General features: G+C 65.0%; 13 protein-coding genes. 8 read left to right on the top strand and 5 right to left on the bottom strand.

The features are described from left to right. Window positions 1–241: 241 nt before the first annotated feature. Window positions 242–2932: an aconitate hydratase AcnA gene (gene acnA / locus MnOB_RS21865; protein WP_077526328.1), complete on the bottom strand. Its 2691-nt coding sequence runs from the start codon at window positions 2930–2932 to the stop codon at window positions 242–244. Window positions 2933–3143: 211 nt separating this feature from the next. Here acnA and rlmM point away from each other — a divergent pair, with 211 nt between their 5' ends. Further along, on the top strand, window positions 3144–4193 hold the full coding sequence (gene rlmM, locus MnOB_RS21860; RefSeq protein ID WP_077526327.1) for a 23S rRNA (cytidine(2498)-2'-O)-methyltransferase RlmM: 1050 nt from the start codon (window positions 3144–3146) through the stop codon (window positions 4191–4193). A gap of 118 nt (window positions 4194–4311) precedes the next feature. Here rlmM and MnOB_RS29075 read toward each other — a convergent pair whose 3' ends face one another. Both MnOB_RS29075 and MnOB_RS21855 read right to left on the bottom strand, forming a co-directional pair. After that, the gene (locus MnOB_RS29075) at window positions 4312–4479 is read right to left on the bottom strand and encodes a hypothetical protein (protein ID WP_199824579.1); all 168 of its coding nucleotides are present in this window, start codon (window positions 4477–4479) and stop codon (window positions 4312–4314) included. Between the two features lie 36 nt (window positions 4480–4515). Next, window positions 4516–6060, bottom strand: coding sequence for an alpha/beta fold hydrolase (locus MnOB_RS21855; protein WP_077526326.1), 1545 nt, complete (start codon window positions 6058–6060; stop codon window positions 4516–4518). 167 nt (window positions 6061–6227) lie between these two features. On the opposite strand from MnOB_RS21855, the gene tusA reads away from it, so the two are divergent. Both tusA and MnOB_RS21845 read left to right on the top strand, forming a co-directional pair. Next, window positions 6228–6467, top strand: coding sequence for a sulfurtransferase TusA (gene tusA, locus MnOB_RS21850; RefSeq protein WP_077526325.1), 240 nt, complete (start codon window positions 6228–6230; stop codon window positions 6465–6467). Next, window positions 6467–6922, top strand: a complete 456-nt coding sequence (locus tag MnOB_RS21845) for a gamma-glutamylcyclotransferase family protein (protein ID WP_077526324.1) — start codon at window positions 6467–6469, stop codon at window positions 6920–6922. The genes tusA and MnOB_RS21845 overlap by 1 nt, the downstream gene beginning before the upstream one ends. A 45-nt stretch (window positions 6923–6967) precedes the next feature. Here the strand turns inward: MnOB_RS21845 and MnOB_RS21840 are convergent, their stop codons facing one another. Beyond that, the gene (locus MnOB_RS21840; protein ID WP_077526323.1) at window positions 6968–8350 is read right to left on the bottom strand and encodes an MATE family efflux transporter; all 1383 of its coding nucleotides are present in this window, start codon (window positions 8348–8350) and stop codon (window positions 6968–6970) included. A gap of 268 nt (window positions 8351–8618) precedes the next feature. On the opposite strand from MnOB_RS21840, the gene pdxB reads away from it, so the two are divergent. Further along, window positions 8619–9761, top strand: coding sequence for a 4-phosphoerythronate dehydrogenase PdxB (gene pdxB, locus MnOB_RS21835; protein WP_077526322.1), 1143 nt, complete (start codon window positions 8619–8621; stop codon window positions 9759–9761). 35 nt (window positions 9762–9796) lie between these two features. Here pdxB and MnOB_RS29070 read toward each other — a convergent pair whose 3' ends face one another. Further along, window positions 9797–9973 (bottom strand): PA1571 family protein, encoded by a 177-nt coding sequence (locus tag MnOB_RS29070; RefSeq protein ID WP_199824578.1) that lies wholly within the window; start codon window positions 9971–9973, stop codon window positions 9797–9799. A 192-nt stretch (window positions 9974–10165) separates the two neighbouring features. Between MnOB_RS29070 and MnOB_RS21830 the strand changes: the two genes are divergently transcribed. The 4 genes from MnOB_RS21830 to MnOB_RS21815 all read left to right on the top strand — a co-directional run bounded on the left by MnOB_RS21830 (window position 10166) and on the right by MnOB_RS21815 (window position 13992). Beyond that, entirely contained in the window at window positions 10166–11293 is a 1128-nt protein-coding gene (locus MnOB_RS21830; protein ID WP_077526321.1) for an ATP-NAD kinase family protein, read from the top strand. Between the two features lie 71 nt (window positions 11294–11364). Continuing rightward, window positions 11365–11805, top strand: a complete 441-nt coding sequence (locus tag MnOB_RS21825; RefSeq protein WP_077526320.1) for a thiol-disulfide oxidoreductase DCC family protein — start codon at window positions 11365–11367, stop codon at window positions 11803–11805. Then, a complete protein-coding gene (locus tag MnOB_RS21820) occupies window positions 11792–12202 on the top strand; it encodes a DoxX-like family protein (protein WP_077526319.1) in 411 nt (136 codons plus the stop codon). Before MnOB_RS21825 ends, MnOB_RS21820 begins: the two co-directional genes overlap by 14 nt. An 8-nt stretch (window positions 12203–12210) precedes the next feature. Further along, on the top strand, window positions 12211–13992 hold the full coding sequence (locus MnOB_RS21815) for an ABC transporter transmembrane domain-containing protein (RefSeq protein ID WP_077526318.1): 1782 nt from the start codon (window positions 12211–12213) through the stop codon (window positions 13990–13992). Window positions 13993–14056 lie beyond the last annotated feature (64 nt).

Genomic DNA, 14056 nt, shown 5'->3' with positions numbered 1-14056 from the left:
GCATGGCCTACGGCTATCGGGACAGCGACTTCTTTTTCATGAAAATCAAAGCCGCCTTCCCCGGTAATCCGTGAAGAACCTTTTCTTTTGGGCGCAAAGTCTACCCGGATTCCGGAGCAGGCTGTCCGATTGCCTCGCTGGAGCGGTTCGATTACCGCCCTCGCCCTTGGAGAGGGGTAGGGAGAAGGCCCCGGAAGAGCAAGGTGCTCAGCTTCCGGGGCCTTGCGCTTGGGAGGACGCGTCAGCCGGCGAGCAACTGCCGCAGCACGTAGTGAAGAATGCCCCCGGCCTTGAAGTACTCCACCTCATTCAGGGTATCGATACGGCAGAGCAGTTCGGTGCGGTCCTTCGAACCGTCCTCACGGGTGATTACCAGGCTGAGGTCCATGTGCGGACGCAGGGTGGCGCTATCCAGGCCGCTGATGGCCAGGGTTTCCTTGCCGGTCAGGTTGAGCGTCTTGCGATCCTGACCATTCTTGAATTGCAGCGGCAATACGCCCATGCCCACCAGGTTGGAGCGGTGGATGCGCTCGAAGCTTTCGGCGATGACCGCCTTGATACCCAGCAGGTTGGTGCCCTTGGCGGCCCAGTCGCGGGAGGAACCGGTGCCGTATTCCTTGCCGGCGATTATCACCAGCGGCGTGCCTTCCGACTGATAGCGCATGGCGGCGTCGTAGATGGCCAGCTTCTCGCCGCTGGGGATGTGCAGGGTATTGCCGCCTTCCTCGCCGCCGAGCATTTCGTTGCGAATGCGGATATTGGCGAAGGTGCCGCGCATCATCACTTCATGGTTGCCGCGCCTCGATCCGTAGGAGTTGAAGTCCGTCGGGGCCACGCCGTGCTCACGCAGGTAGCGTCCGGCTGGGCTGTCGGCCTTGATATTGCCGGCAGGCGAGATGTGGTCGGTGGTCACCGAGTCGCCCAACAGGGCGAGGATGCGTGCCTGGCGCACATCCTCCACCTTCGGCGGGGCGCCGGTGATTTCGGCGAAGAAGGGCGGGTGCTGGATATAGGTCGAGTCGGCCTGCCAGGCATAAGTGTCGGACTCAGGTACCGCGATCGACCGCCACTTCTCGTCGCCGGCGAAGACCTCGGCGTATTCCTTGCGAAACATTGCGGTATCCACTTTCCGGATGGCTTCGGCGATTTCCTGCTGGCTCGGCCAGATGTCCTTGAGGTAGACCGGTTGACCATCGCTACCTACGCCGAGCGGCTGGCTGCCGAGGTCCAGGCGCACGCTGCCGGCCAGGGCATAGGCGACCACCAGGGGCGGGGAAGCCAGCCAGTTGGCTTTCACCAGCGGGTGCACCCGACCTTCGAAGTTGCGGTTGCCGGACAGCACCGAGGCGACGGTGAGGTCAGCTTGCTGGATGGCTTGCTCGATGGGGTCCAGCAGGGGGCCGGAGTTGCCGATGCAGGTCGTGCAGCCGTAACCGACCAGGTTGAAGCCGAGCTGGTCCAGGTAGGGGGTGAGGCCGGCGGCGCGGAAGTACTCAGTCACCACCTTGGAGCCGGGGGCAAGTGAGGACTTGACCCAGGGTTTTCGCCGCAGGCCCTTTTCCACGGCTTTCTTCGCGACCAGGCCGGCGGCCATCATCACGCTGGGGTTGGAGGTGTTGGTGCAGGAGGTGATGGCGGCGATGACCACCGCGCCGTCGTCGAGGCTGAACCGCTCGCCGTCATCCAGCGTCACGCTGACGCTTTCTGCTGCGGTGGTGCCTGCGGGCCTGACCTGAAGCTTCAGCAGATCACTGAACGCCTCCGGTACCTGGGGCAGTGGCACGCGATCCTGCGGGCGCCGGGGGCCGGCCAGGCTGGCTTCGACACTGCCGAGGTCCAGCGAAAGCGCATCGGTGAACACCGGCTCATGGCCCGGTTCGCGCCACAGGCCCTGGGCCTTGCTGTAGGCCTCCACCAGTTGCACTGTTTCCTCCGGCCGACCGGACAGGCGCAGGTAGCCCAGAGTGATGTCGTCCACCGGGAAGAAGCCGCAGGTGGCACCGTATTCCGGGGCCATGTTGGCGATGGTGGCACGATCGGCCAGGGGCAGGTCGGCCAGTCCGTCACCATGGAATTCGACGAATTTTCCCACCACGCCTTTCTTGCGCAGCATCTGGGTAACGGTGAGCACCAGGTCGGTGGCGGTAATGCCTTCACGCAGCTTGCCGGTGAGCTTGAAGCCGATCACCTCGGGAATCAGCATCGACACCGGCTGGCCAAGCATGGCCGCTTCGGCCTCGATGCCGCCAACACCCCAGCCGAGCACGCCCAGTCCATTGATCATGGTGGTGTGGGAATCGGTGCCCACCAGCGTGTCGGGGAAGGCATAGGTGAGCCCGTCTTCTTCGCGGGTCCAGACGGTGCGGGCGAGGTACTCGAGGTTGACCTGGTGGCAGATGCCGGTGCCGGGCGGCACCACGCTGAAGTTGTCGAAAGCCCGCTGACCCCAGCGCAGGAAGGCGTAGCGCTCGCCATTGCGCTGCATTTCGATTTCGACGTTCTGTTCGAAGGCGGCCTGGGAGGCGAAGCGGTCCACCATCACCGAGTGGTCGATCACCAGGTCCACTGGCGACAGCGGGTTGATCCGCTGCGGGTCGCCACCCGCCGCGGCCACAGCGGCGCGCATGGCCGCCAGGTCGACGACGGCAGGTACCCCGGTGAAGTCCTGCATTAGCACGCGGGCAGGACGGTACTGGATTTCGCGATCGGAACTGCGTGGGCCAAGCCATTCGGCGAGGGCCTTGAGGTCGGCGGCAGTGACCGTTTCGTCGTCCTCCCAGCGCAACAGGTTCTCCAGCAACACCTTCATCGACATGGGCAGTCTGCCGATGGCGCCCAGGCGTTTGGCCGCCTCGGGCAGGCTGAAGTAGTGGTAGGTCTTGCCGGCGATTTCCAGGCTGCGGCGGCAGTTCAGGCTATCCAGGGAAGGCATCGGATTTCTCCTTGAGGCCCACACGGCATGGGCCGGCTGCTCGTACGGAAGCTAAAACCCTAGCTCTGCTTGGCGGGTCTTGCCATTTCAGCCGACCGTCAGGTGGGAGTGGGGTTCCCCTCGCGGTCATATCCGGCTGTAGGAAATTCCTTCCTGGCCTGTGTGAAAACGGGCGTCGCGCAACTATAGTGCGCGCCCAGGAGGAACCCCGATGAACACCTTGCTGTTGCACTGCCGCCCCGGTTTCGAGGGCGAGGTCTGCGCCGAAATGACCGAGCACGCCGCCCGCCTCGATGTGGCCGGTTACCCCAGGACCAAGCCGCAGAGCGCCTGCGCCGAATTCGTCTGCACCGAGCCCGGTGGCGCCGAACGGCTGATGCGCAAAGTGCGTTTCAGCCAGTTGATCTTCCCGCGCCAGTGGGCCCGTGGCGAATACGTCGACCTGCCGGAAACCGACCGCATCGGCGTGCTGCTGGAAGCGCTGGGCGATTACCCGGTGTGCGGCAGTCTCTGGCTGGAGGTGCTGGATACCAACGAGGGCAAGGAGCTGTCGACCTTCTGCCGCAAGTTCGAGAAGCCCTTGCGCGCCGCCCTGACCAAGGCCGGCAAGCTCAAGGACGATCCGCAGCTGCCGCGCCTGCTGCTGACGTTCCGCAGCGGCCGCCAGGCCTTCGTTGGTCTGGCCGAATCGAACAATTCGGCACTCTGGCCCATGGGTATCCCGCGCCTGAAGTTTCCCCGCGAGGCTCCGAGCCGCTCCACCCTCAAGCTGGAGGAAGCCTGGCATCAGTTCATTCCACGCAACCAGTGGGATGCGCGCCTTGCACCCGGTATGACGGCTGTCGACCTGGGTGCCGCGCCGGGCGGCTGGACCTGGCAACTGGTGCAGCGGGAGATCAAGGTCACCGCCGTCGACAATGGTCCGATGGCGGAGAGCCTGATGTATTCCGGCTTTGTCGAGCATCAACGCGCCGATGGTTTCACCTTCAAGCCGCGACGGCCGGTCAACTGGATGGTGTGCGACATCGTCGAGAAGCCCGCCCGCACCGCCGCGATGATCGAGACCTGGCTCGGCGAGGGCTGGTGCCAGGAGGCGGTGGTCAACCTCAAGCTGCCGATGAAGCAGCGCTATGCCGAAGTGCAGAAGTTGCTGGCACGCATCGAGGCCGGGATGAAGGGCAGGGGGCTGAAAGTGTCCATCGCCTGCAAGCAGCTCTATCACGATCGCGAGGAAGTGACCTGCCACCTGCGCAGGTTGTAATCGCGGGAGCTGCGGATCGTTTTCTTGTAGGGGCGAATTCATTCGCCAAGCAGGCCGCAGGTCTGCCCTTCAAGGCCTGATAGGGCAGCTACGCTGCCCTTGGCGAATGAATTCGCCCCTACAGTTCCATCCGCTCCACCCAGTAACTCTGCTTGTGTCCCCGCGCCTGGTACTCCGCCATCAATTCTTCGGCATCGCCGCGGCTCAGTCCGGCACGCAGGACGAACACGTTGCCGTTGTCGTCCAGCCGCTTGACGCACCAGTTGCGCTCAGGGGATTCGGGCATGGCGAGCTCCTGCAAAGCTCCATGCTGCGCCGTCTTTCACTGGCTGGCGAGCGGTGCTTCCAGGGGCAGGAGCGGCGGCAGGCTGACGCGCCCCTTCAGCGTCGTCACGCGGGGACTCCAGGAACTGTTGAACAGGTACTGGCCGCTGAAACCACTGACCTGTAGTCCCAGTTCATCGCCGGGCTGGAGCAGGGCGCTGGAGGCGGCGAGATCGATCCGGCCAGCCTTGAGCGGAGTGCTCTGTTCGCTGAGTACTTCGACCGTGCCACCGACACGTCGCACCGCCAGGGAGGCGAACAGCAGTGGCGCATCGGCGTCGCGATCCAACTCAAGGCGCACGCCGCCCACCAGTCCGCTCGTTGCCTCGACCTTGCGCAGGGGAATGAAGCTGGACGGACTGAGCCAGCCGCTGGTCAGTGGGCGGACACGGGTTTCCGGCAGGGGCTGGGGCGCATCCGCCGGCGGAAGTCCTTGCAGCGCCAGCCCGTGGTCCAGGTCGAGACTGAGACAGAGATTCGGCACGCTGTCGGCCGCGCCCGGCCGACCTCGCAGCTTGTCCTCGTACCAGGCGACCACCGCTTGGTAAAGGTTGATGGCACGGTCGCCACAATGCAGGACCGGCTCATTGTTGAAGGGTGGCAGACCACTCCAGCGCTGCAGGGGCGGCGGCAGGATATGCCCCCCCTGCATCCCCAGCAGGCGTACGTCGGCATCGCCTTGGCCCAGGCATTCGCGGATGGCCAGACCCTGGTCGAGCGGGAAAAGCGTATCCCGCAGACCCTGGATCAGCAGTGCATCGGCGTGGGGGCGCTGGCCGCGCTGGCAATAGCTGGCGAGGCTGTGCGCCTTGAGTTCGGCCTGCACCTGGGGTGTCATCTCACCGCCGGCGCTTTTCAGGTAGGGCGCCTGGGTGAATTTACCCAGGTCGTAGCCCGTGGCGAGGCCCAGGCTCAGCAATACGCCGGTCCAGCCCACCTTCATGTGTCCGCCCGGTGCCAGGGCTTCCGACAGGTCGTACCAGGTGGCGATGGGGACGATGGCGTCGATGCGCGGATCCGCCGCCGATGCCAGCAGCTGCACGGCCCCGCCGTAGCTTTCGCCAAGCATGCCGACACGTGGGTCGCCTGGGCCGTCCATGCTCAGGCGGGGCAGGTGGCTGGCGGCCCAATCGATGACTGCGAGTGCGTCCTGTACCTCGTAGCGCGGGTCCATCATCTCGATGTTCCCGTCACTGCCGCCCCAGCCGCGCTGGTCGTAGCTGATCACCCAGAATCCCGCACGCCAGGCCTTGAGCGCTGCGCGCCCGGACATCATCTGCTGGCCATAGAAGCCCTCCGGCCCGGTCACCCGCCATCCACCCCAGCCGTGGGTGTGCACCACGACCGGGGCCTGCTCACCCTGTTTGAGGGCGGGTTGGAAGACGGTGGCGGAAAGCCGCGTGCCGTCGCGCGCGGTGATGACGGTTTCGAAATGGCTAGCGGGTAGCTCACGGTCGGCGAGGGTGCTGAAGTCGGGCAACTGCTCACGGGCGGCGCAGCCGTTGAGCAAGATGAGGGTGAGTAACAGGCTGGTAAGGCGCATCGGAGGACCGCTGGCAGGAATGACCGCCCCAGCTTGCCCGAGCGGACGGCGGGAAAGAGCCCATCCAAGGTTGTGCGGCGTTGTGGCCAGACGTCGCAGCACGGGCCTCAAGGCTGGGCGGACAACCGGCTTTGCGCCACAATAGCCGCCAGTTTTCGGAGTGCCCCATGTCCCAACAGCCTGATGCCATTCTCGACGCCACCGGCCTGAACTGCCCAGAACCGGTGATGATGCTGCACAACAAGGTGCGCGACCTGCCGGCCGGCGGCCTGCTCAAGGTTATCGCCACCGATCCGTCCACGCGCCGCGACATCCCCAAGTTCTGCGTCTTCCTCGGCCATGAACTGCTGGATCAGTCGGAAGAGGCCGGTACCTACTTCTACTGGATTCGCAAGAAGTCCGACTGATGCCCTTCTACTTCGCCTACGGTTCGAACATGAATCCGGCGCGCATGCGCAGTCGTGGCCTGGCTTTCAGCGAAGCCCTCGCCGGGCGCCTGGAAGGTTATGCCCTGTGCTTCAACAAGCGCGCCCATGACCGTCCCGGTCGATCCTACGCCAACATCCGCTACCAGCGGGACGGGGTAGTAGAAGGTGTGCTCTACCGCCTGGAGCACGAGGATGAGATCTGGAAGATGGACCCCTTCGAAGGTACGCCGATCTTCTACAGCCGGGAGCGTATGCCGGTAGTCACCGCCCGGGGTGTGCAATCTGCCTGGGTCTATGTGGCCAATCCGGCCATGCGCGAGGATGGCCTGTGGCCGACCCGCAGCTACCTGGAACACCTGCTGGCCGGCCGTGAGTTCCTGACTCCTACGTACTGGGAGAACCTGGCTGCCGTTCCGGCCCATGCCGACGAGTGATACGTCCCGCGCAAGAAAAAGGGCCGCTTGAAGCGGCCCTTTTCGTTAGCTGCGAATCCTCGCTCGCGCACTGCGCGCCAGCCGCAGGCTGAGCAACAGCGCCGCGCAGGTCAGGCCGACGACCAGGCCCTGCCAGAGTCCCTTGGGACCGCTGGGTTCGCCCAGCCAGTCGGAAAGCCCGAGGGCATAACCCACGGGCAGACCGATGCCCCAGTAGGCGAACAGCGTGATGATCATGGTTGCGCGGGTGTCCTGATAGCCGCGCAAGGCGCCGGCGGCGGCGACCTGGATGGCATCGGAGAACTGGAACAGCGCGGAGTAGACGATCAGCATCGCGGCCACGGCGATCACCTGCGGATCGGGTGAGTACATCTTCGCGATCAGCTCACGGCACAGCAGCATCAGGCTTGCTGAGATGCAGGCGTAGGCCAGCGCGGTACCGATACCAATGCCCGCAGCGAAGCGTGCCGCCCGTGGATCGCCGCGGCCCAGGGCCTGGCCCACGCGCACGGTGACGGCCATCGCCAGGGCGTAGGGGATCATGAAGATCAGCGCGCTGAAGTTCAGGGCGATCTGGTGGCCGGCGACCACGGTGGCGCCCAGGCCGCCGATCAGTAGGGCGATTACGGCGAAGATGCTCGACTCGGCGAACACCGCGACGCCGATGGGGACGCCCACCGAGAGCAGGCGTTTGATCAGCGGCAGTTGCGGCCGGTCGAAACGCTCGAACAGCTTGCTCGACTTGTATGCCGGCGCGCGGGTCACCCAGGTCAGCATCCCCAGCAGCATGAACCACATCACCGTGCCGCTGGCCCAACCGCAGCCCACGCCGCCCAGGGCGGGCATGCCGAAGTGGCCGTAGATCAGGATGTAGTTCAACGGAATGTTCAGCAGCAGGCCGCAGATGCCCAGCACCATGCTCGGACGCGTGCGGCCCAGGCCATCGCTGAAGCAGCGCAGTACGTAGTAGAGCGCCACGGCGGGGAAGCCGAAGGCGATGCCGTGCAGGTACCCCATAGCCGGATCGATCAGCTCCTGGTCCACGCCCATCAGCTCGAGAATCGGGCGCGCGTTAACCAGCAGCAGGGCACCGCTGAGGCCGACCGCCAGCGCCAGCCAGAGGCCCTGGCGCACCAGTGGGCCGATGTCTTCCTGCTTGCCGGCGCCGAAGCGCTCGGCAACCTTGGCAGTGGTGGCGAGGAGAATGCCGGTCATCAACAGGAAGACCGGAATCCAGATGGAGTTGCCGAGCGCCACGGCGGCGAGGTCGCGAGGGCTGACGCGGCCAGCCATGACGGCGTCGACGAAGCCCATTGCGGTGTTGGAGAGCTGGGCGATCATGATGGGTGCCGCCAGCTTGAGCAGCGCGCGCAGTTCCGTGCTGGCGCGACTGAGACGGGTTTCTGCGTGATTCACTGAAAGTTCCATATCGATTAGGCGTCCTCCGGGCGTGCCGGTGGTGTCCATGCTGAGAGTGGCTGAAAGGGGTCTGGACATTGCCTGGTCGCGACGGGCTCGCGACGGTTCACTATCCCAGCCTTTGCAGAAGAGACTGCCGGCGGAACGGGACGTGGAGGCTGAGGGGCTCGTAGTCTACGCCCTGACATAACGGTCAGAAAAGAGGGACAGCGGGTTGCCGCGTGGGCGTAGGATCGGGTGATTGCGTAGAATATCGGTCTCTCTGCAGGAGCCTGTCATGCGAATAGTTGCCGACGAAAACATCCCCCTGGTCGACGCCTTCTTCGGCGCCCTGGGTGAAATCCGCCGCCTGCCGGGCCGCGCCATCGATGCGGCAGCCCTGGCAGACACCGACCTGCTGCTGGTGCGCTCGGTGACCCGCGTCGATCGTGCGCTCCTGGCGGGTAGTCCGGTGCGATTCGTCGGCACGTGCACCATTGGCACCGACCATCTCGACCTCGAGTATTTCGCTGAAGCGGGCATCGCCTGGTCCAGTGCGCCCGGCTGCAACGCCCGGGGCGTGGTCGACTATGTGCTGGGCAGCTTGTTGCTACTGGCAGAAGACGAAGGCGTCCGGCTCGCCTCGCGTACCTTTGGCGTGGTGGGCGCCGGCCAGGTTGGCGGGCGTCTGGTGGATGTATTGCGTGGCCTCGGCTGGCGGGTGTTGGTCTGCGATCCGCCGCGCCAGGCGGCGGAGGACGGTGATTTCGTCGACCTGGAAACCATCCTTAGTGAGTGCGATGCCATCAGCCTGCACACGCCGCTGGATAACGCAGGAGACCACCCGACCCACCATTTGCTGAACGCCGAGCGGCTGGAGCGCCTGCGGCCTGGCGCCTGGCTGGTCAATGCCAGCCGCGGCGCGGTGGTCGACAACCGTGCCTTGCGCGAGCTGCTGGAGCGTCGCAAGGATCTGCGCGCGGTGTTGGACGTCTGGGAAGGCGAGCCCGTGGCGGATGTCGAACTGGCGCGCCTGTGCCGTATCGCCACGCCACACATCGCCGGCTACAGCCTTGATGGCAAGCTGCGCGGCACCGCGCAGATCTATCAGGCGTGGTGCCGCTTCAGTGGCCAGGCGGAAAGCGTGCTACTGGACGAGTTGCTGCCGACGCCCTGGCTGGGGGAACTGACCCTCGATGCCAGCAGCGACCTCGATTGGGCCCTGGCGACCCTGTGCCGGGCGGTGTACGACCCGCGCCGTGATGATGCGGATTTCCGCCGTAGCCTCGTGGGCGATGAGCTGCAACGCCGTGCCGCCTTCGATGCCCTGCGCAAGCACTATCCGGTGCGACGGGAAATCGACGGGCTGCGGGTAGGTTTGACGGGAGAGGCGCCGAGATTGGCGGAGATGGTTCGGGCGCTCGGGGCCGAGCTGGTATAGATAATGGGCCCGGGATTGCCCCGGGCCCAGGCGCTTCAGGCCTGTCTCCGCTCGGATGCCAGCTGCTTGTGCAGTTCCTGGCAGGCGCGCTGGATCATGATTTCGGTGATCGGAATCTCACGGCCTTCGGCGTCGATGATCGCGCCGCCGACGGGACGACGCGGTTGCAGCGGGATCACGCGGCTATCGGTAGTGCTGTCGTGCAAGCTCATGGCCTGTCTCCTCATTCAGGTGGTGCGCGCAGTCTAGGTAGGGCATATGAACGCGCAGTGACAGTTGGCGCGACGGGTGCGCCGGAAAAACGAAAGACCAGGAAACACTAGCAGCGAATATGCCAACTGCGAGCGTCCTGGTCCTGGTGGATGGACCCCCTGCGTGGGGCGAGAGTTCAGTACGAGGTAAGCATGTCTCTGTTCCACATGGGTCTGATCATCAATCCCCTCGCCGGCCTGGGCGGCCCGGCAGCGCTCAAGGGCAGCGACGGAGTCGCCGCAGACGCCCTCGCCAGAGGCGCCGAGCCTCGATCCGCTGCGCGCACGCGTCTCGCCCTGGAATGCCTGTTGCCGCTTGTCGGGCGTATCCAGTTCGTCACCTTCCCCGGCCCGATGGGCGCCGACCTGCTGGCGGAGATGGGCTTTTCCCATCGCGTCCTGGGGCATCTCGACGGTCCGGTCACCAGTGCCGACGATACGCGCCACGCTGTCGAAGACCTGCAGGATGCCGGTGTGGCGCTGATTCTCTTCGCGGGTGGCGACGGCACGGCGCGGGATGTCAGCGCGGCGATTCGTGGCGATCAGCCGGTGCTGGGTATTCCCGCCGGGGTGAAGATCCACTCCGGCGTGTATGCCATCAGCCCGCGTGCCGCCGGGGAATTGGCGCGGCGCCTGGTGGAAGGCGGGCTCGTGCGTCTGGCCAGTGGCGAGGTGCGCGACCAGGACGAGACCGCCCTTCGCGATGGCAAGGTGGCGGCACGCTGGTATGGCGAGCTGACGGTGCCGGTGGAAGGCCACTTCATGCAGCACGTCAAGCAAGGCGGCATGGAGTCGGAGGAGTTGGTGCTGGTGGACCTTGCCGACTGGCTGAGCGACAGCTGGGAGGAGGGGGTCCGCTACGTATTCGGGCCCGGCTCCACCTTGCATGGCCTGGCGGCCAACCTGGGCCTGGAGACGACGCTGTTGGGCGTGGATGTGATCGAGAATGGCGCGGTGATCGCCCGTGACGTGACTGAAGCGCAGCTGTTCGAGCTCGTGGATGGGCATCCTGCGCGGCTGCTGGTCACCGCCATTGGTGGCCAGGGTCACATCATCGGCCGCGGCAATCAGCAGATCAGCCCGCGGGTACTGCGTGCCATCGGCCTGGAACACCTGCGAGTGGTGGCCACCAAGCGCAAACTCGGCACCCTGGAGGGCCGGCCGCTACTGGTGGACAGCGGCGATCCGGCCCTGGACGATGCCTTCCCGGACGCGGTGCGGGTCTGGGCCGGTTACAAGGAAGAGTTGCTCTATCCGCTCGGGTGGGGCGACGAGGTCTGACGGCGCTCGCTGGTTTTCCGGAGGATCGGATACCATCGACGACACTTTCCCGTAGATGCAGGAGCATCGCGATGGATGTCGAGCAGTACCCGCCCTACGTTCGACCCGGCGAGCGCGTCGTCCTGTTCGATGGGGTCTGCAAGCTCTGCAACGGCTGGGCGAAATTCCTGATTCGCCATGACCGGGCGCGGGTATTCAAGCTCGCGTCGGTGCAGTCTGCGGAAGGGCAGGCGATCCTTCGCTGGTTCGGCCTTCCCACTGATAGCTTTGCAACCATGCTCTATGTCGAAGGTCGGGAGCTGTTCGTCCGCTCCGAGGCCATTGCACGCATCGTCCGCCAGTTGCCGGCGCCCTGGCCGCTGCTGGGCGTATTCCGCATCCTGCCGCTGGCCTTGCGGGATTGGTGCTACGACCGTATTGCCTTGAATCGCTACCGCCTCTTCGGCAGGTATGACGTCTGCCTGTTACCGTCGCCCGACCATGAGGGGCGCTTCCTGAATGCCGATCGCTGAGCTGCGGCGTATCGCAATGCTGGCCCGTTGCGGGCTGGCACTCCTGTTCCTCTATCACGGCCTGGTGCCGAAGCTGCTCTGGCTGAGCCCCGACGAAAGGCTGATGATCGCCGCCCATGGCCTGACCCATGTGGAGCTGGTGGCGACCCTGGCCGGACTGGCGGAAATCATTCTCGCGCTGATCCTGCTGGGCGTACGCCAGTCGCGCTGGCCCCTCGCACTCGCGGCGCTGCTGTTGGCAGGGCTGCTAGTGGACGTGGCCTTGTTCACGCCGGGCCTGCTGATCCAGGCGTTCAACCCGCTCTCTACCAACCTGGTCGCGTTGTGCCTCTGCCTGGTGGGTTGGTGGGCTGAAGCGCCTGTACGCAGCGAGCAATCCCTTGGACAACTTGACTGAGTCCCTCGATGGCATCCCTCCTTTCCGCACGGCAGCGTAATGCGCTGCGCATGGCCGGACGCTTCGTCGCGCCCTATCGCTGGCGGGTGATCGGCGCCTTGCTGGCACTGTTGTTCACTGCCGGTATCACCCTGTCCATGGGCCAGGGCATTCGCCTGTTGGTCGACCAGGGGCTGACTACGCAGTCCGAAGCGTCGTTGCGGCATTCGATCATGCTGTTCTTCGGCCTGGTGCTGGCACTGGCGCTGGGCACCTTCACGCGCTTCTACCTGGTTTCCTGGATCGGTGAGCGCTTCGTTGCGGATATTCGCAAGCGCGTGTTCGACCACCTGATCCAGCTTCATCCCGGCTTCTACGAAAGCAATCGTGCATCGGAAATCCAGTCGCGGCTGACGGCAGACACCACCTTGCTGCAATCGGTGATCGGCTCTTCGCTGTCCATGGCATTGCGCAACGGGATCATGCTGGTCGGGGGCATTGGCCTGCTGTTCGTCACCAACCCCAAGCTGACCGGCATCGTGCTGTTGGCGTTGCCGCTGGTGCTGGCGCCGATCCTCATCTTCGGCCGGCGGGTACGGAAGCTGTCGCGGCAGAGCCAGGACCGTATCGCCGACGTCGGCAGCTATGTGGGCGAAACCCTTGGGCAGATCAAGACCGTGCAGGCGTATAACCACCAGGCGCAGGACCGCCAACGATTCGCCGGCACGGTAGAAGGCGCTTTCGATACCGCGCGGCGTCGCATAACCCAGCGCGCCTGGCTGATCACCCTGGTGATCCTGCTGGTGCTGGGGGCCGTGGGTGTGATGCTCTGGGTGGGCGGCATGGACGTGATCGCCGGACGCATTTCTCCCGGCGACCTGGCGGCGTTCGTGTTCTACAGCCTGATCGTGGGTGCCGCCTTCGGCGCCATCAGCGAAGTGATCGGTGAACTGCAGAGCGCCGCTGGTGCGGCGGAACGCATCGCTGAGCTATTGCAGGCGCGCAATGCCATCCAGGCACCGCTTGAAGGGCGGGCGACGCTACCGGAGCGGGTCAGTGGGCAGATCGAACTGGAGGATGTGCACTTTGCCTATCCGGGACGACCTGATGTGAACGCGCTGGACGGCGTCAGCCTGGCGGTTCGTCCCGGTGAAACCCTGGCGTTGGTGGGGCCGTCCGGGGCAGGCAAGTCGACTGTGTTCGAGTTGTTGCTGCGTTTCTTCGATCCCCAGGCTGGGAGCATCCGTGTGGAGGGCGTGGAGCTTCGTCAGCTCGACCCCGCCGACCTGCGCCGTTGCTTCGCCCTGGTGTCCCAGAATCCGGCGCTGTTCTATGGCAGTGTCGAAGACAACATTCGCTACGGCCGACCTGAGGCCAGTGATGCCGAGGTCGAAGCCGCCGCTCGTGCAGCCCACGCGCACGAATTCATCGCCCGCCTGCCTCAGGGTTATCGCACTCATCTGGGTGAAGGTGGTATCGGTCTCTCCGGTGGTCAGCGCCAGCGGCTGGCAATTGCCCGTGCCCTGCTGGTGGATGCTCCGATCCTGCTACTGGACGAGGCCACCAGCGCGCTGGATGCGGAAAGCGAACACCTGATCCAACAGGCCCTGCCAGCTCTGATGAGCGGACGAACCACCCTGGTGATCGCCCATCGCCTGGCCACGGTACAGAATGCCGATCGCATCGCGGTGATGGAGCGGGGTAGGGTGGTGGCAATCGGTCGTCACGCGCAGCTGGTGGTCAACAGTCCGCTCTATGCAAGGTTGGCTGAGCTGCAGTTCGGTGCCCGGACGGAGGATGAAGTCGAGTAGCGGTACCAGGTGAGCAAAAAAAAGGTTCTTCGCGGAGTCTGGGGAAAGAGCGAGTTGACAGTCA

Origin of the sequence: Metapseudomonas resinovorans, assembly GCF_002003485.1 — a bacterium.
Lineage (GTDB): Bacteria > Pseudomonadota > Gammaproteobacteria > Pseudomonadales > Pseudomonadaceae > Metapseudomonas > Metapseudomonas resinovorans_D.
Note: the sequence above shows the minus strand (reverse complement) of the source record. Positions and strands in the feature narration are given on the sequence as shown.